Origin of the sequence: Azospirillum sp. A29, assembly GCF_042604625.1 — a bacterium.
GTDB lineage: Bacteria > Pseudomonadota > Alphaproteobacteria > Azospirillales > Azospirillaceae > Azospirillum > Azospirillum palustre.
The window spans coordinates 114,901-131,626 of sequence record NZ_CP170462.1; the positions used below are offsets into that span (position 1 = coordinate 114,901).

Annotated in this window: 17 protein-coding genes; 13 read left to right on the plus strand and 4 right to left on the minus strand. The window is 62.6% G+C overall.

Translation table 11 applies throughout. The features are described from left to right. The first annotated feature begins 18 nt into the window (after positions 1-18). From ABNQ38_RS07880 to ABNQ38_RS07900, 5 genes are all read left to right on the plus strand, one after another. The gene (locus tag ABNQ38_RS07880; protein ID WP_377806573.1) at positions 19-339 is read left to right on the plus strand and encodes a hypothetical protein; all 321 of its coding nucleotides are present in this window, start codon (positions 19-21) and stop codon (positions 337-339) included. A 192-nt stretch (positions 340-531) separates the two neighbouring features. Beyond that, a complete protein-coding gene (locus ABNQ38_RS07885) occupies positions 532-1,227 on the plus strand; it encodes a hypothetical protein (protein WP_377806574.1) in 696 nt (231 codons plus the stop codon). Positions 1,228-2,157: 930 nt separating this feature from the next. Then, entirely contained in the window at positions 2,158-2,652 is a 495-nt protein-coding gene (locus tag ABNQ38_RS07890; protein ID WP_377806575.1) for a GNAT family N-acetyltransferase, read from the plus strand. Between the two features lie 86 nt (positions 2,653-2,738). Further along, positions 2,739-3,215, plus strand: coding sequence for an HD domain-containing protein (locus tag ABNQ38_RS07895; protein WP_377806576.1), 477 nt, complete (start codon positions 2,739-2,741; stop codon positions 3,213-3,215). Between the two features lie 25 nt (positions 3,216-3,240). Continuing rightward, positions 3,241-3,504, plus strand: a complete 264-nt coding sequence (locus tag ABNQ38_RS07900) for a hypothetical protein (protein ID WP_377806577.1) — start codon at positions 3,241-3,243, stop codon at positions 3,502-3,504. A 932-nt stretch (positions 3,505-4,436) separates the two neighbouring features. On the opposite strand, the gene ABNQ38_RS07905 is transcribed toward ABNQ38_RS07900, so the two are convergent. Further along, positions 4,437-6,620 carry an ATP-dependent RecD-like DNA helicase gene (locus ABNQ38_RS07905; protein WP_377806744.1) on the minus strand — a complete coding sequence of 728 codons (2,184 nt, stop codon included), beginning with the start codon at positions 6,618-6,620 and terminating at the stop codon, positions 4,437-4,439. Between the two features lie 170 nt (positions 6,621-6,790). Further along, positions 6,791-7,276, minus strand: coding sequence for a MucR family transcriptional regulator (locus ABNQ38_RS07910; RefSeq protein ID WP_377806578.1), 486 nt, complete (start codon positions 7,274-7,276; stop codon positions 6,791-6,793). Between the two features lie 192 nt (positions 7,277-7,468). Here ABNQ38_RS07910 and ABNQ38_RS07915 point away from each other — a divergent pair, with 192 nt between their 5' ends. Continuing rightward, positions 7,469-8,524 carry a phosphoadenosine phosphosulfate reductase gene (locus ABNQ38_RS07915; protein ID WP_377806579.1) on the plus strand — a complete coding sequence of 352 codons (1,056 nt, stop codon included), beginning with the start codon at positions 7,469-7,471 and terminating at the stop codon, positions 8,522-8,524. A gap of 91 nt (positions 8,525-8,615) precedes the next feature. Continuing rightward, a complete protein-coding gene (locus ABNQ38_RS07920; protein ID WP_377806580.1) occupies positions 8,616-8,903 on the plus strand; it encodes a hypothetical protein in 288 nt (95 codons plus the stop codon). Positions 8,904-8,957: 54 nt separating this feature from the next. Here the strand turns inward: ABNQ38_RS07920 and ABNQ38_RS07925 are convergent, their stop codons facing one another. Continuing rightward, a complete protein-coding gene (locus ABNQ38_RS07925) occupies positions 8,958-9,425 on the minus strand; it encodes a hypothetical protein (RefSeq protein WP_377806581.1) in 468 nt (155 codons plus the stop codon). An 864-nt stretch (positions 9,426-10,289) separates the two neighbouring features. On the opposite strand from ABNQ38_RS07925, the gene ABNQ38_RS07930 reads away from it, so the two are divergent. The 3 genes from ABNQ38_RS07930 (at position 10,290) to ABNQ38_RS07940 (ending at position 12,933) form a co-directional block, all read left to right on the plus strand. Then, positions 10,290-11,549: an ATP-dependent RecD-like DNA helicase gene (locus ABNQ38_RS07930; RefSeq protein WP_377806583.1), complete on the plus strand. Its 1,260-nt coding sequence runs from the start codon at positions 10,290-10,292 to the stop codon at positions 11,547-11,549. Positions 11,550-11,715: 166 nt separating this feature from the next. Then, complete coding sequence (locus ABNQ38_RS07935; RefSeq protein ID WP_377806584.1) at positions 11,716-12,084, plus strand: hypothetical protein; 369 nt, start codon at positions 11,716-11,718, stop codon at positions 12,082-12,084. A gap of 108 nt (positions 12,085-12,192) precedes the next feature. Next, positions 12,193-12,933, plus strand: coding sequence for a hypothetical protein (locus ABNQ38_RS07940; RefSeq protein ID WP_377806585.1), 741 nt, complete (start codon positions 12,193-12,195; stop codon positions 12,931-12,933). Between the two features lie 302 nt (positions 12,934-13,235). Here the strand turns inward: ABNQ38_RS07940 and ABNQ38_RS07945 are convergent, their stop codons facing one another. Continuing rightward, complete coding sequence (locus tag ABNQ38_RS07945; RefSeq protein WP_377806586.1) at positions 13,236-14,327, minus strand: IS1595 family transposase; 1,092 nt, start codon at positions 14,325-14,327, stop codon at positions 13,236-13,238. 273 nt (positions 14,328-14,600) lie between these two features. On the opposite strand from ABNQ38_RS07945, the gene ABNQ38_RS07950 reads away from it, so the two are divergent. The 3 genes from ABNQ38_RS07950 (at position 14,601) to ABNQ38_RS07960 (ending at position 16,658) form a co-directional block, all read left to right on the plus strand. Then, entirely contained in the window at positions 14,601-15,185 is a 585-nt protein-coding gene (locus tag ABNQ38_RS07950; RefSeq protein WP_377806587.1) for a hypothetical protein, read from the plus strand. A 280-nt stretch (positions 15,186-15,465) separates the two neighbouring features. Next, the gene (locus ABNQ38_RS07955) at positions 15,466-16,431 is read left to right on the plus strand and encodes a hypothetical protein (RefSeq protein WP_377806588.1); all 966 of its coding nucleotides are present in this window, start codon (positions 15,466-15,468) and stop codon (positions 16,429-16,431) included. Further along, a complete protein-coding gene (locus ABNQ38_RS07960) occupies positions 16,428-16,658 on the plus strand; it encodes a DUF4314 domain-containing protein (protein ID WP_377806589.1) in 231 nt (76 codons plus the stop codon). The genes ABNQ38_RS07955 and ABNQ38_RS07960 overlap by 4 nt, the downstream gene beginning before the upstream one ends. Positions 16,659-16,726 lie beyond the last annotated feature (68 nt).

Consider the following 16,726-nt stretch of genomic DNA (forward strand, 5'->3'; position numbering starts at 1 on the left):
CAGAACAAGGAGCAAAGCATGGCATCGTCACCCGTCCAACTGAACCCCCAGGCGCATGAACTGATGCGCGCGCTGCACCAGGTGCTCGTGTGGATCCGGACGAATGCCGTACGCCCCGGCGACGAGTCCTACAAGACCATCGCCGTGCTCGCTGATCTCGCGCACAACTGGCCCGACTGGGTCGCCGGCAACGATTTCTTCCGGATCGAGATGTTCATCGAGGACCTTGAGCAGACCGCTGGCCGCGACGACCTGTCCAGCCCGTTCTGGAAGGAGACGGTCGCCCCCTACCTGCGCCGGCTCGCCACTTCGCTAAGCGTGTTCCAGGGCGAGGCCTGAGGATCTACAGAATAGGAGGAAAGCAGCGTGAGCCTGACTATGCCGGCTTCTTGGCGATATAGCTCCCCTGGCGCCATGCCTATAGCCGCTGTGATAGCTTTCAACGGACTGGTTCACACAATCGCGTCCCAGACCCAATCGTCGTGGGCGGTCTTCGAGCTTTTTAAAGCGAAGTTCGGAGGAGGCTATTCCGTGAGTTCAAGCGAAAGCTGGGCAATGACTGATTTACACAACGTGATGATATCGGCAGCGGACAACGCGCCTGCTTTCATCAGCGCCTTCTGGGATGGCTGCGAACAGGTGCATGCTGAATACCCGAAAGTTGGGTTGCCGGATGCCGACGTCCTCAATCAGGTCCTCTCTAAGCATAACGTGCCTTTTGAAGTTCGCCCGCCGGCTCTGCTGGCCCGCCACTCGCAGATGCCCATCACTGTCCACGCACCTCAAAAATCGCTCGGCGAGCGGGCCTATGCGCTCATCCACGCTTCGTTGGACCAAGCTGATCGACTTCTCCTTGAGCAGCGGCCGCGGCAGGCTGTTCAAGAGATCCTTTGGTTGCTCGAAACTGTGTCGACCGCTTTCAACGGTCAGGAGAGCGGCTCTGGTACGGTTGAGGGAAAATACTTCAACGAGATTGTCCGTGCGCTTCGCAAGAACCATCCCGGCAGTGCGCTCGCTGAAGCGCTTGGTTGGATGACCAAGATGCACGGATTTCTATCATCACCGGGCGGGGGTGGCGTCCGGCATGGCACGCAGCTTGCCGCTGGCATTTCGCCAACGCTCAAGGAGGCACACCTCTACTGTAACCTAACGCGGAGTTACATCAACTATCTCCTCGCCGAGTTGCCAGAACCAGCCGGCCCCCTGTCATCAGCGCCAACAAGGTGAAAGCCCTCTCGCCTATGGCCGAAACGTTCGGTGCGGTATCCGCAACCGGCCACTGTGTAGCCTCTTGGCCTACATCTGATCGGCGTCGATACGGGCCGAGTCCAAACTACGGGCTGCAACACGTCAATGATATCAGCGCTTAGGTCAAACAGCCGCCTGGGAGCCTGCGCGCCGATAGCGCCAATCAACAGCAAAAATCTCGCGCGGAACGAGCGTGCGCGCGGTAGACTCTCTTGGCAGACAAAGCGAGGTCTCATGAACCGCCGGCTATCACCCGTCCAAGATCCAGAAATGACCGACTGGCGCCGACCGGCAGATGCGGAGCCTCCGGAGGCTCTTGATCCGGCCGCGGCATTTGCGCTGGGGCAGTGGGGCAGGGCGAAGCGACTGGCCCAGCCCGGTCGACCGCCGCGCCGGCGCTAAGATGACGCCTGCATCGCGGCCTTGCGGCGAATAGTCGGCGGCAAGAGGGCATTGCCGCCTGGAAAATACCGACAGCACTCCCACGAGCTTGGAGTGGGTCGCCCGGTGGGCGATAATGGGCCGGTGGGTTCGTCGCTGAGACGGTCTGCGCCCGACAGCAGTAAAGGAAATCAGAAGGTGATGTTGAACTCGGACTTCGGGGAACCCCTCGACAAGCTCTGCCCGAAGTGCGGGAGTGCAAACCTCGTCCACAGCGTGGAAACGCAGCCAGTCCGTTTCCCCTATGGCCCCGGAGACGTGCTGATGGCGACCGTCGATGTGCAGGTCCCTGTCACCACGTGCGGCGCCTGCGGGGACGCCTGGACTGATGCCCGCGCAGAGAGCGTCCGGGAAGAAGCCGTCTTGCAGCGCCTCGCTGAGTTGAAGGCCTAAGAGGTCTGCAAAAGCTGAGGCGGTACGGGAGCCGCGGCACTCCGAAGTTGGATCTATCAGTGGAGGCCGTGACGGATGGCTTTGGTGAGACAACTCGTGCCAGAAGATGCCGAGGCCTTGCGGATCCTCCGTCTTGAAGCCCTGGAGTTGCATCCGGAGGCCTTCGGATCGAGCCATGCTGAGGAGAGCGCCCGCCCGGTCGATGCATTCGCGGCATGGACCACGGGCGGCTACATCGCCGGCGGGTTTGTCGACGACCAGCTCGACGCCATGGCCGGCTTATCGGTTCCCAAGACGGCTAAGCAGATGCACAAGGGCATTCTCTGGGGCGTCTATGTCCGGGAATGCCGCCGGGGCAGCGGCCTTGCCGAAGCGGTGATAGACGCTGTTCTCGACCATGCCGGAACACGGGTTGAGCAGGTCCACCTCTCTGTCGCCGTCAACAACGACCACGCCATCAACCTCTACCGGCGCCTAGGCTTCGAGGCGTACGGGACCGAGCGGAGGGCGCTGATGGTCAACGGCATCTATATCGATGAACTCTTGATGGTGAAGTTTCTGAGCCATTAGGCGAGCAAGCGTTTGGGTCGTGTATGATCGTGGCGACAGTGGCTGAAGCGGTCGCCAGGTCGGTATAGAGAAAGGGAGCGTTAGCGGTGCAGGACCCAGGCTGGTTTCGAGAAACGCTGGAGTTCGCCAAAGCCCTCCACCATGGGCAGGTCGACAAGGCCGGCGCTCCGTACTGGATGCATCTTGAGCGGGTCGCCCACCGTCTGGTCGAGCGGTTCCCCGATGCCACGAAGGCGCAGGTCCAGGCCGCGTTGTTGCACGATGCAGTCGAGGACACTGGTGTGACCGCGGAGGAACTGCGCGCGGCAGGGATTGAGGAGGAGGCCATCTCCGCGGTCCAACTCGTCAGCCGGAACCTGGACCGTGCCGGGAGCTACCTGGACTGGATCGAACGGATCGCCAGCAGTGGGAACATTACGGCGATCCGGGTGAAGATAGCCGACAACCTGGACAACAGCGATCCCGTTCGCGTTGCGGCTCTCCTCGCCGGCCCCCGGATGGTCGCTGAGCGATACGCGCCAGCCCGAGCTGTACTGGAACGGGCTCTGGCTCAGGGGGCATGATCCATTAATCCAGAAAAGGAGCGCCATGATGCGAACTCTGGTGAAAGGCATGCGCGTTCGCGCCGAATGGTACGAGGTCCGACCCTTTGATGACGTGTCGTTGGCCGGCGTCCAGTTGAAGGTTGCCGCCAAGCCGAAGGTGGTCGAGGGTGCTGTGTCTCACATCCGGGGCAATGATCCAGTGGCACCAACATCCGTCGGTGTCTGGATTATGACCGACGCTGGCGAAGAGGTCGTCGTCGATGCTCGCCACATAATCAGCGCCAGCGCGCCTGCCGATCCAGCATAGGAGGGCCGACGGCGCCGACCAGCAGCAGGATCGCCGCCGTCCCGGCCGGTCAGCCGCCGCGGTGGAACTGGCCGCGCGCCCAGCGCGCCGCCCCCGTCAGCAAGTAACGCGAGCCGAGGGCGCCGACCTGCAAGACCGCCAGCTGCCTTAAGTTGTCGATTAACGAGTTTGCGGCTAGGGTGCCGCACTAGAACCGGCACCGTACAAACCCGCCGTCCACCTGCGACGGCGGCGTTATCTGAGGAATACCATGACGCGAAATGAACGACTTGCGACTGCTTTTACTTCCATGAATGAGGCATTCGAAGTGTTGCGCCCTCTCGCGATCGGGGGCAGCGAAAAAGGTCCTGCGAGTGAGATCGTCGCGCAAATATTGGAAAGATTGTACCACGACATGGACACGCTTGTTGAGGTCATGGCCAACTCGGCAAACGAAGAGCAAGCGATCAATAGGCCGAACTGACCCGCAGCCGCCCGACCCAAGCCTCGGCCGTCGCCTTCGGTCTGGTGATGTGGGCTGGCAGTCTCCTCCGTAGTTTCCCCGCCGCCTGATAAACGCCCGATGTGGTCTGGCTGTTGACCAATCGCACCTGAGGCCCTGATGCACCAGTCCCCGGTTTGGTCCGTTCGTCACATTGTCACCCGCATTCACGGGTGCGATCTCGCTGTAACCTGGCGCCCTGAATGCTGGGTATGGAACGTAACCGTTGCCGGCGAGCAAGTTGCCAGCGGGAGATCGCGCAGCCAAGAGGGCGCCCAGAATGCCGCTGTGCAGGCAGCACGGCGCCACGCGGACGATGGCGGCAAGGTGCAACTCCCATTGTTCTGAGATCAACGGCGACCGGAAGCCGGCCCGATCTGGCGTTCGACGGGGAGGTGAAACTGACGAAGCGCCCGTACCCTCTTGGAGCCGGAAGGCATTCCCATAACGGTCAGGCTGCTTTTGCGAAAAGCCATTCCTTCAGCTTCGACCACCGACGCCCCTCCTGCCGTGCCCGCACCGCCATCCCGAGTGCCTTCCGCTGGCCCACGACGACGACCAGTCGCTTCCCGCGGGTCACGCCGGTGTAGACGAGATTGCGCCTGAGCATGCTCCAGTGCTGCATCGCCAATGGGATGACGACGGCCGGGTACTCGGACCCCTGGCTCTTGTGAATCGTCGTCGCGTAGGCCAGCGATACCTGGTCCAGTTCGCCGAAGTCGTAGGGGACCTCACGGCCGTCGAAGTCGATCAACAGTTCACTGTTCTCCGGATCCATCGCGATGATGACGCCAAGGTCGCCGTTGTAGACTTCCTTCTCATAGTCGTTCTCGGTCTGCATGACCTTGTCGCCGACGCAGTAGGTCCAGCCGAAGCGCTCGACCCGGACATCGCCCGGCGGGTTCAGGACCGCCTGGAGTTCCACGTTCAACGACCGCGCGCCGAGACCGCCGCGGTTCATCGGACAGAGCACCTGGACATCGCGTACAGGGTCGAGACCGAAGCGCTTTGGGATCCGGTTCCGAACGACCTCGATCAGCTTGCGGACACCGTCCTCGGGCTCCACCGCTTCGACGAAGTAGAAGTCCGAGCCCTCTACGGGCGTCAGGTCCGGCATCTGGCCCTGGTTGATGCGGTGGGCATTGACGATGATGCGGCTGGTGGCTGCCTGTCGGAAGACCTCGGTCAGGCGCACCACGGGCACGGCGCCGGATGCGATTACGTCGGCTAGCACCTGCCCCGGCCCCACCGACGGCAACTGGTCGACATCGCCGACCAGGATCAGGGCCGACCGGTCGGGGGTCGCCTTCAGCAGCGCGTTCATCAACGGCACGTCGACCATGGACGTCTCGTCGACGACGAGCAGATCGCACTCCAGTCGGTTCTCCTCGCTGTGCTTGAAGCCTCCGGCAGCCGGGTCGAAGGCGAGCAGCCGATGGATGGTCCTGGCCTCCATTCCGGTGCTCTCCGAGAGCCGCTTGGCCGCCCGGCCGGTCGGGGCACACAGCAGGATGCGGACGTGCTTGGCGGCCAGGATCTTCAGGATGGAATTGACCAGGGTCGTCTTGCCAACACCGGGGCCGCCGGTGATGACCATGACCTTGGATGCCAGGGCAAGCCGGACAGCCTCCCGCTGGCTCGGCGCCAGCGTCAGTCCCGTCCTTCCCTCCACCCACTCCAGCGCCTTCTCCATGTCGATGGCGGGCCAGGGCAGCGTCCCGCCCGCGAGCCCCCGCAGCCGGGCGGCGATGGCCTGCTCGGCCCGGTACAGCCCAGCCAGGAAGACGCAGTCCCTGCCCTCCAGCTGATCGGCGATGACGGCGCCGTCACGAAGCTCGTCCGCCAGCGCCTCGGCCACCAGATCGGTGCCGACCTCCAGGAGTTCGCTGGCCAGCTTCTCCAGGTCCTCCACCGGCAGGCCGCAATGCCCCTCGTCCATAGCCTCGGCCAGCGCGTAGCCGATACCCGCCCGGACGCGGACCATGGCCGTCTTCTCGATGCCCAGCTTGGCCGCGATGGCATCAGCGGTCTTGAAGCCGATGCCGCGGATGTCCCGAGCCAGCCGGTATGGGTTCTCGGTGATGAGTTGGATGGCCTCCTGCCCATAGGTCTTGTAGATGCGGACGGCCCTGGAGGTGCCGACGCCGTTGGCGTGCAGGAACAGCATGATCTCGCGGATGGCCCGCTGGTCGGCCCATCCCTTGACGATGCGGTCGGCCCGCCTGGGCCCGATGCCCGTGACTTCGCGCAGGCGACCGGGTTCGGCCTCGATGACGTCGAACACGGCCTCGCCGAACGCCTTCACCAGCTTTTTGGCGTAGACGGGGCCGATGCCTTTGATCATGCCGGAGCCGAGATACTTCTCGATGCCCTCCAGCGTAGTGGGCTGGGTCGCCTTCAGGAAGGTGGCCTTGAACTGGAGGCCGTGGGTGCGATCGTTGACCCAGCTGCCGCTCGCCTGAATCCACTCCCCGGCCGAGATCATCGCCGCATGTCCGACTACGACAACCAAGTCCCGATGTCCCCGGACCTTCACCCGGAGCACGCAAAAGCCGGTCTCGGCGCTGTGAAAGGTCACGCGCTCCACCAGCCCAGCAAGGGACTCCGTTGATGACGCGATAGCTTGCCCGGTCATGATGCGAGTGTGTTGGATTCCCGGCCGTGAGACCAGGATTGTCAGCTCCGCCCCGGCTGTCCCGTCATCCAGCTCCTCCAAGAGGCTGGTTTGTTCGATGCGGCCAGCAACCTCGGCGCCCCCAAGCAGCGGCGGCGGCAATCTAGTCGCTCCGCCGTATCACCCCGACCTCAGGGGGCCGCCTTACCGCGACCACGGCCACGCCCTGTGGGCTTTTCCAGTGCCACCGGCACCGGTGTCTGAGCGCGACGCCCAAGCCCCATGCCCTTTGCCATCTGGGATCGAGCGGCCGCGTAGGTGGGGGCCACCATCGGATACTCCGGTGGTAGGCCCCATTTCGTCCGGTACTCGTCGGGCGCCAGGTCGTGTTCGACGCGCAGGTGACGCTTGAGGAGCTTGTTCTTCTGCCCGCACTCCAGGCAAGTGATCGTGTCCTGCGACACGGAACGCTTGATGGGGACGGCCGGCTGCTGCCTCTCGGCTTGCGCCGATGCGGGGTTGCTCGCAGTGGAGAGTGCCCCATAGATTCCGCGCAGAACCGCAGGGATCTCAGCCACCGCCAGGGCATGGTTGCTCAGGTACGCGGACGCAATCTTGGTGGTGATCTGCACCAGGCCTGCGTGGTCAAAGCGATCTTCATGGTCCTGTTGGGACATTCAAAGTGTCTCCACTGTCGATGCAAGACGGTGATGCGGGCCGTCAAACTAGCACGAAGAACGGCATTCATCACAGCGCCAAATAAACAACTCAAAACTTGAGGGGCGCTCGCTTTTCATCTTGCAATATGCGCTCTGTACGATATAGTTCCCTTCATCAACGCCAACCCCCCACATTTCCGGAGTCTCCCCATGTTCCAGTACACGCTGGACATCTTCTCCGATTCCGCTTCAGCTCCGATCTCTGGACTTGGCCCAGTTTCGGTTCCTTTCTTCGAACCGGACCTGGCAAGCTATGACCGCATCCTTGTAGCATTCAGCGGGGGAAAGGATAGCGTCGCGATGGTCCTTGACCTGCTGGAGCGCGGTGTTGATCCTGCAAAAATCGAACTTTGGCACCATGATGTTGACGGCCGTGAGGACCACGGCAATTTCATGGACTGGCCGGTGACGGCAGATTACTGCCGGAAGTTCGCTGCAGCCTTTGGGTTACGCATTTACTTCTCCTGGCGCATCGGTGGCTTCAAGCGTGAACTCCTGAAGACTAACGCCATGAGCGCGCCAGTGGCCTTCGAAACGCCTGAAGGCGTGAAGGTGGCCGGTGGAGAGCGCGGCGAAGTCGCGACCCGGCGGCGCTGGCCAGCGCTCTCGCCCAATCTGCGCATTCGCTGGTGCAGTGGTGGTTTGAAAGTGGATGTAATGTCTATTGCGATCAACAACCAAGAGAGGTTTCGAGGCAAACGCGTTTTGGTGATGACCGGAGAACGGGCAGCGGAGAGCACCAACCGGGCCAAGTACCTACCGTTCCAGAACCATCGCTGCAACGCCCCTGGGAGACGGGTCAACCGGACAGTCCATGTCTGGCGATCTGTGCACGCCTGGAGCGACGAGGATGTCTGTGCGATCATCAGGCGACATGGGGTTGTAGCTCATCCCTGCTACTACCTGGGATGGGGTCGGGCGTCCTGTGCCGCGTGCGTCTATGGCTCGCCGTCGCAATGGGCCAGCCTGCGCGTGGCAGCGCCCGAGATGTTTGGCGTGATCTCCACGATGGAAGGCGAGCTGGGGCACACCATCCAGCGAGACGAAACGGTCACACAGCGCGCTGACCGTGGGCGTGCGCATGACATGGATCCGGAGACCATCCGCATCGCCATGTCCCGCACCTACGAAGGGCTGATCCGCGTGGCTCCCGCGGACTGGCACCTGCCGAAGGGCGCATACGGCGAGAACGCCGGCCCCTGCTGACCGCCGGGGGCCTTCTTCTCCCGGTCGGGCTCACTTCGCCCTGTCGGACAGCCTCCTCTCCGGGTATGCTCCCGCCGAGAGGTGCAGCCCGATGTCCTACCGTAACAACCACCGCAACTGCTTGGCACTGAGCGTCATCGCCATCGGCATGTGCATCCTGGTCGTGGCAAGCCAGCTACTCCCGTGGCTGCACACAGCGACCCTGATCGCGGGCGCGGTCATCGCGGTCGTCCTGCTGGCGTTCCTTGGTTTCCGCTACACGGCGTTCTGGCGCGACATCTGGATCATGCGCCGCGCGTTCAACCAGGCGGTCGACGAGGCGAACGAGCGCCGGAGCCTGGAGCCCTTGTCGCGCTTGGACACGAAGAAATACGACTGAGAGCCCACGCGAACATCTAGCGCTTTCAGTCAAGGCTACGCGCTGAAATCCGCACTAGTTTGAGCATCCGCGAGCAGGCGGCACTTGCGGGTAGGCGATTACGGTAAGGCGCTGTGCGTCCAATGCCACATGCAGGTAGCAGTCCGAGGATCGGTAGAACATTCCCGCAATCTCAATGGTGAGGCCAGCCCTGGCGGCGAGTTCGTCGAGACACGTCTTGGCCGTCTGCAGCGATGTCAACAAATGGGGCTCCGCCACAGAAGAGCCGATCCGAAGTAGATTGTGCGTGGTCTCTTTGGTCGCTATCGGTATCGCTCCCGTAAGGCCACCGCCAATGGTGGAGGCGCCGATCAGCAGACCGGTATCCTCGGCCGATATGGTCTCCGCCTGCGACGGGTTTATCGGATAAGAGCCGACCGCAAGCACGAGGCGGCGTTGTCGGATCAACTCCTCCAAATGTGCAACCGGCATCATGGCCACCCCGGCGGCGGCAGGCGCCTGGCCCGCATGATCGGCGATCATTGGGGCACCTCCTCAGCTTGCGCAATTTCGGCCCTCGCAGCGCGCTCAATGCACACTTCCAGAACCAAGTCGGCGACCCTCGCTAGGACTTGGGCCTCCACAGGACCGCGTCCGGTCAGGAGGGCGCGACGCACTTCATTTTTTGCCTCCGGGGTGACAGCGTCCGAGATCGCCATCGCCGCTACTGTGACGTCAGGAGCGGAGCGTTGGATCATTGCAACGTATTGTTCGAGAGCACTACCTGGAGGGCCATAGACGACGACGAAATGCATGGCGGACGCTCGCGCTATTCCAGGGAGGAATCCCGACCGAAGTGGCAAGCTTGGCGACGTCAGTCGACACGTAGCCGCACCGTCCGGACACAATGCTTATGCGATGTGTTGCATAACCGGGTATGCATCCCAGAGATGCTATTCCTTTGCGTCTCGCTATTATTGCGCGACATGCCGCAAAGGACAACCCTAGCCTTGGTGTTATGGCGAGGTCCACCCAGGCGCTGCTCGCTCGCCGTCGTTGGCTACTACTGGATAGGACGCAGGGCTGGGCCCTGACCCTGACCGGCTGAGACAGGCTTTTGACGCTCAGCTTCTGCCGGCGCCCGATCTGACGACCGCAAGCCAGGCGGCGGGGAGGGCGTCATCAGGACCACGAATGGCGTGCATCCCGCAAGCGTCAGTAGCGCAAACGCGGTGAAGGTAAGGCTCTTAAGTTTCATTGTCCGAGTGCGATTTTGGAAGAACACGGGCGCGCAGTCTACCGTATTACTCCGACGATGACCAATAAAAATTCGATTTGTTGCGCTCATGTCTTGCGACAAAGCACGAAACAGGCTTAAATATCTGAAGCCGTTATGGAGCTTCCCCCATGCTCTCCTTGGTCAAACGAATGGCCGCCGCGATGATCCCGCAGAACATCTATGATGAAACCTCGCCCAGCGACGAACAGTTCGCGGCGATCCGTGCGATTGAGGACTGGTACAGCGACAAGCGTGCACCCCAGGTTTACTTCCTCGGCGGCGGCGCTGGCACCGGCAAGTCGTACACGGCCAATAAGGTGATCGAACGCCTCAAAGAGCGGAACAAGGTCAAGAAGGTGGCGTCCGGTGCCTATACGGGGAAGGCTGCGCACATCCTGCGCAAGAAGGGGGTCAAGGACGCGACGACCATCCACCAGATGATCTACGAGCCCCGCGAGGACGAAGAGACGGGGGAAATCTATTTCGTATCCCGTATCGACGGGCCGGCCGCAGAGGCGGACCTGATCGTGCTGGACGAATGCTCGATGATCGACGAGAGGCTGGCCAACGACATCCTGATGTTCGGCAAGAAGGTGTTGGTCCTCGGCGACCCGTACCAGCTTCCACCCGTAAGCGGTGCCGGCGCATTTACGAAGAGCGCCCCCGACTTCCTCCTGCGCGAGATCCACCGGCAGGCCAAGGAAAGCCCGATCGTCCGACTGGCGACCATGATCCGCAATGGCGAGCTGCCGCGCCGTTTCGGGTCCGTCGGTTCGGCCCACGTTCTCCCGCTCACCCCCGAGACCCAGCGACTCGTCGCCCGCCGTACGACGCAGACGCTGTGCGGGGTTCACAAAGTCCGCTTTGCCTACACGAGCCGCCTGCGTGCGCTGCACGGGTTCTCCGGCCCGATGCCAATGCGGGGGGAGCCTGTCATGTGCTGCAAGAACAACCGCGACGCAGCGCTCTTCAACGGCATGATGGGCATCATGACGGCCGACGCCGAGCAGGGCTTTGAGAAAGGGGAGGGCGTCTTTAACCTGTCAGTCCTGATCGAGGATGAGGCGAAAAGGCGCAAAGACCTACCCACGTCGCCATGGATGTTTCAACAGCACTTTAATCACAGCATCACCCGCCCTAAGATTAGAAAAGGTATTGAAGAATTCGACTTCGGCTATGTCCTCACTGTCCACAAAGCACAGGGCAGTGAATGGGACAGCGTAACGGTCATTGACGACTCGCGTGTCTTTCGTGATGACCGCTGGCGTTGGCTTTATACCGCGGTCACTCGCGCCAGCGATGAACTGGTGCTCCTCCTGAGAGAAGACCTTGGCGGGCGGTGGAATATGCCGGTGTTCGATGACTGCGAATTGCAGCTCGCTGCCTGATATACACGAACGCGTGCCGCTCCTCGTCCTACCAGCACAACGAGAACGCCACGGCTTGTACCAGCTTCGGCCCGCAAGATACATCGTACAGGGCGCATTATGTGGTTGCGGACATGCGCTTTGTACGATATCTTTTCTGTGTTCCCCAAACACGCCCGAGGCTCCGATGCCCACTATTCATCCGCCGCCCGGCTCTCAGTCGGACCTTTTCGGCCCGCAGAAGCTCCCGCTTTGGCAAACCACGAACATTCGCTGGATCATTGAAGAAGGCGAACACAAAGGGCGGCGCTGCATTCTGAAAAGCAGCTTCGACACCAAAGACGGTATGAGGTTTGGCCGCGTGGTTTTGGAAGACACGCGCGAGGAGATCGTCCTGCCGGTGGCGGACTTCCGCCTTGTGATGGACACCGTTGTGCCACCCGGCCTTGAGCCTTTCAGCGTCCGTCGCCGACCGCACTCAGGCCTCGCCCTGACCGGCGCTCCCGCCTCGGTCCGGCTTAAGTCGTTCGAAAATCCCTCGCGTCTCCCGGTGTAAGAGCCGGTTGGCGGCTGTCCCTTTTCCCATCCCGAACGCCAGCCGCCGACCGAATCCCACCGCTCCCCACACCGCCCAGCAACCCTTATCCCTGGAAAGAACCGCACCATGCCACACAGCAAGGGCGACCGCGTTTGCTTGACCCATCCGAAGACCAAGAAGACGGTAAACGCCGTTGTGTTCAAGGTCGCGGCCAAGGTTTCCGTCGTCACCGACGATCTGGAGGTTTTCACCGGCGGTCCCGCCGTCTTCACCCCGTCCAAGGTGCCCATCCCGTCCAAGCTGCACGATTTCCTGGCGAACCTGACGCTCGAGAAGGGAGCCCGCGTCGAATACGAACATGAGGGGGCGATGGTGTACGGCGTCGTCAGCAAGGGCGGAGAGAACGTCGTCGTCGTCCTGGATGGGGGGCGTCAGGAGAGCCGTGGCCCGGCTTACCTCTACCACCGGTCCAACCACCCTCTGCCGGTTGATCCGCCGTCGGACATGGACAGATGGGCCGTCACGAATTACCGCGAGGTCAAGGCTCTGAGCGAGGAGACGCCGTGCTTTACGGCGACGATCACCTATGACGGTAAGCCGGTTCTACTCGCCGACAATCGCGGTCAGGGCGGTCCCAATGGCTACGCCACCCACCCGAAGGCTCCCAAGGGCACCAAGTGGGAAACGAAGCTGGTCGACGACGCAAAGGCCTGGGCCGAGCAGTTCGGCTGCGCACACCCGGTTCCCGGCGAGACGGATGACTGGCTGGACTGGCATGTGACGGAACGGCCCTTCGGTGTCACCGCGGCCGCGCACTTCGCGAACTGGAACGCCATGACGGCCAGACTGCGCAAAGCGGAGGACTGATGGCGATGCAGAGCCCCTCATCCCCTGTCTGGTGCCTTCCAGGCGACGACATGCCGATGGTCGAGCCGACGGCTACGCGGGCCGCACTGGCGTCATGGATCGCGGCACCCGCCGCCCTTGTTGAAGGCCGATGGCTTGTAGCCGTCGTCGTCACCCGACGCCGGGTGTACGACGGTGCGGTTGGCCGGCGCGTGACGCGGGACTGGCGAATCGGCCACTTCCTTATCTGGCGCGATGGCCAAGTCGCTCCGACCCTGGATGAGGGCAGCGCGATAAGTGTCAGCTAAACAACGCCGCCATTATCAACCAAAGACAGCTACGGCCGAGCGGATGCTGATCCCGCCGTCCTTGGTTCGCCGGAGTTGGCGTCCGACAGCGTAACGAAAGACGGCCGGAAGCTGGAGGGCTGGGGGAACACGGGACCAAAGGGTTTGGATCACCGTCCGCCCCTTGCGGGTCCGGCGTTGGGCCTGACCTGCCACCGTGCGCTGGGACCAGCGGAAGCCGATCTCGCCGAAATACAGGTCAGCATGGTCGGGGCTGATGTGATGGAAGACGCCGGTGATCGTGCGCCGAACACGATCGTTGAAGCCCTCGGCCGAATTGGCATGCACGCTGCCGCGAACATACTCGCGCTGAGAATGGCGAACGGTATCGTGCGCAGCGAACGCGCTGCCGATGGCGACGAACGCCTTCCATTCGTCGCTCATCAGGTGCGCGTCAGGATCGACAGCGGCTTCCAGAACTCGCTCGGCCTCGTCGAGCGACAGATCGGCGACCACGGCGGCACGGGCTTCGCCCGCCGATGTCCCCGGCTCCCGACCGCTTGGCCGCTGGACGACCGCGAGTGCTGGCGTCTTCGTCGTGCGGGGATGGCCCTTGCGTCCGCGCCCCAGCTTGGGAGGGTTGGGGTCACGGCGCGGCTTGGCGCCGAAATGGAATTCGTCGATCTCCACCGTCCCGCCCAGCGGATGGTCGCGCAACACCAGGAGCCGCAGGACGTGGCCCATCCGCCAAGCCGTCGGCTGGCTGACGCCGAGTGCTTCGGCCAGACGGATGGACGAGATGCCCTTGTCGGATTGCAGGATGAACCACAGCCCCATGAGCCAGGTCCGCAACGGCAGCTTCGTTCCATGCAATGGGGTTCGCGTCGTCACGGTGAACTGGAAGCGGCAGTCCGGATTGCAGCACTGATAAAGCCCCGGCCGGGACCGTCGTCCCATGTCGCGCCCCGCCAGAGTGATCGAGCGCCGCGAGCCGCAGGCGGGGCAGAGCCGTCCGTTCGGCCACACCATCGCCTCAACCAGCCGGCGGCACCGCGCCTCGTCGCGGAAAGCTTCGGTCATCTCCGCCACGGTCCGGATGGCCGCCAACTCCTCCAGCATCGATCCCATCGTCCCCTCCGCGCTCGATGGTTGAGAGTCGCACACAAACACTGGAAGAGCTATATTTTACTGTTTTTGGTTTATAATGGCGGCGTTGTTTAGCTAACACTTATCGCGCTGCCCTCTGGATCGGCAGATCTACCGAGAGGTTCTGCAGGAGGCTCGTGCTCACGGTATCGACCAGAGCGTGGTGCATGGGCGGCTCTGCACCATCGGCGGAACGCGCATGAGCTTCGAGCAATTCGGTGTGCGGTCACGGAGCCAGCGCGAGGGGCTGGTCGAATGACTGGATCCCGTTTTGCCCGTCACCAGCCGCCTGCTGCGGTGGATTATTGCTTCGACGGCCGCTGCAAAACTGGCGCTTGCCTCGGGTTCTGCACGAAGGACCGTAAAGCCCGTTACGCGGAAGCGGCCAACTGGTTTCGGGAGGGTGGCTGCGTCATCTGCACCTACGATAGCCGGATTATGGGAGACCACATGACCGGTCGCGCAGGGACAATCCGGCGGGTCTGCGGATCACCCTTCGATGACCACTGCTATGTCGTGTTCCCTCCCATCGGGCGTGAGCGCAAACCGCGCGAGCGCATGATGGAATTGCGCCAGCTGGAGCCGTTCGATCCCGATGCTCCGTGGCGACCGGTGCTGGACGCTGAGCAGCTCCGCACCCTGGCCGCAATCCAGGCTGATCCCTCAGCACCGCTTGTCTGGGGTCGGGAGCGGAACAGCCGCTGGCGTCTGGCCCGAACCCTCGCTGCATTGGGCGTCGTCCGGCACTCGCCGGGCAAGAGAGCGTGGCTTGAACCGTGGGCACTCACAGAAAGAGGGCAGGGAGCACTTGCGCTGCTCGCCCAACCGTCGACGAGCTAGAACCCGGTAATCGCGGGCGAACAGCGAAATCACATCAGCCACGTCTTCCAAGGCGTGGCCGCTGGTGTTTGCTGCTCTCTGTCCCACACGGAAAATTGGAAATACAGATTTCACTCTGCGTAAGAACCAGACTTCGTAGAGGTCCAGAATAGCGGCAAATAAACCCGGCACACGCTGCATTTTTGGATTGCGTTATGCGCTTTGTACGATACATTTACCTCGTTCCCCAACATGCAAGGCGACCGCAGCTATGCCGGCACCCGAAACTTTGGCACCCGCTATGACCGCTCCGATTGCGGCCACCTCTATCTACAATCGCCTGTTCGCGACGTTCCGACCGCAGGCCTGGGTCAATGATCACGCCGTGGACATCGACGGCACGAGCCGGATCGACGTGACCAACAAGGTGCTGGAACTGAGCGCCGATGAAATCCGGGCTCTGCCCGACAGCCCGGATAACGACTTCCTGGCCGAAAGCACCGTCGAACTGAGCGCCCATGGTGGCCCTTATGAGGTTGATGTGGACGCCGGTGACTTGTGCGCCTTTTTTGGTGTCGCCGACATCGACGATCTGACCGACGAACACGTTGCCGGAGCGAAGCCCCTCCGCACTGTCACGATCTCGGTGGAGTACGGCATGACCATGCAGGCCTATGGCCGTACGGCCATGCCGCTCGTCGTGCCGGCGGACACTGCCGATGAAGATCTGGTTGCGCTGGCGCGCAAGGCTGCTGCGGAGGCCTTCAAGAACGGCAAGCTGATCGACAGCTGGAAGGTGGACGCCAGCAGCGCCGATGGCTATCGCGTCGTGTCCATGTCCGACGCCGACAATGGGGACATCGACCCCGATGGCTTCTCGCTGCAGGACAATGGCATGCGCTACCTCACCGCGGCCGAGCGCGCCGTGTTCGACAGCGCCGCCGGCCGCGCTCTGCTGGTTCACCTGCCGGATATGCTGGCTCTGCTCAATGACGCGCTGCCGACCATCGCCGCCATGGCTGGTTACAAGACGCCAACCCCCCAGGTCGACGATTTCATCGGGCTGGAGCGAGACATCACGAAACTCCTTGCGGCGGTGAGCGGCGACAAGGATGCCAGCACCACCAATGACGATGAAGACGTCTGCCGCACCTGCCACGGCCCTGGCGCGACCGGCGATGATGCCTTCGATGGCGAATGCCCATCCTGCGCCGACAAGTCCGACGAAGCGCTCCACGCCGAGCTTGGTGCGGCAGACCCGGTATGAGCGTCTCCGTCACTCAGGGTGTTCTGCCCAACGCCGAAGACCGCATCCGCCTGCTAAAGATGGGACCCGATCCCTGTCCAATTGAGCCGGGAGCCACCGGCACGGTCAAAGCCGTGAACATGTTCAAGTTCGGACCACCGGGGCATGGGCAAATCCGCGTCGACTGGGACAATGGCAGGTCCTTGATGCTCGCCCTGCCGGAAGAAGAGTTCGAGATCATCGCCTAACCGCTGCGGGCGCGTTCCCTGGAGCGCGCCCCCGTCCTTGGCTCCTTGACGCTTGAAGCCAGCGCCTG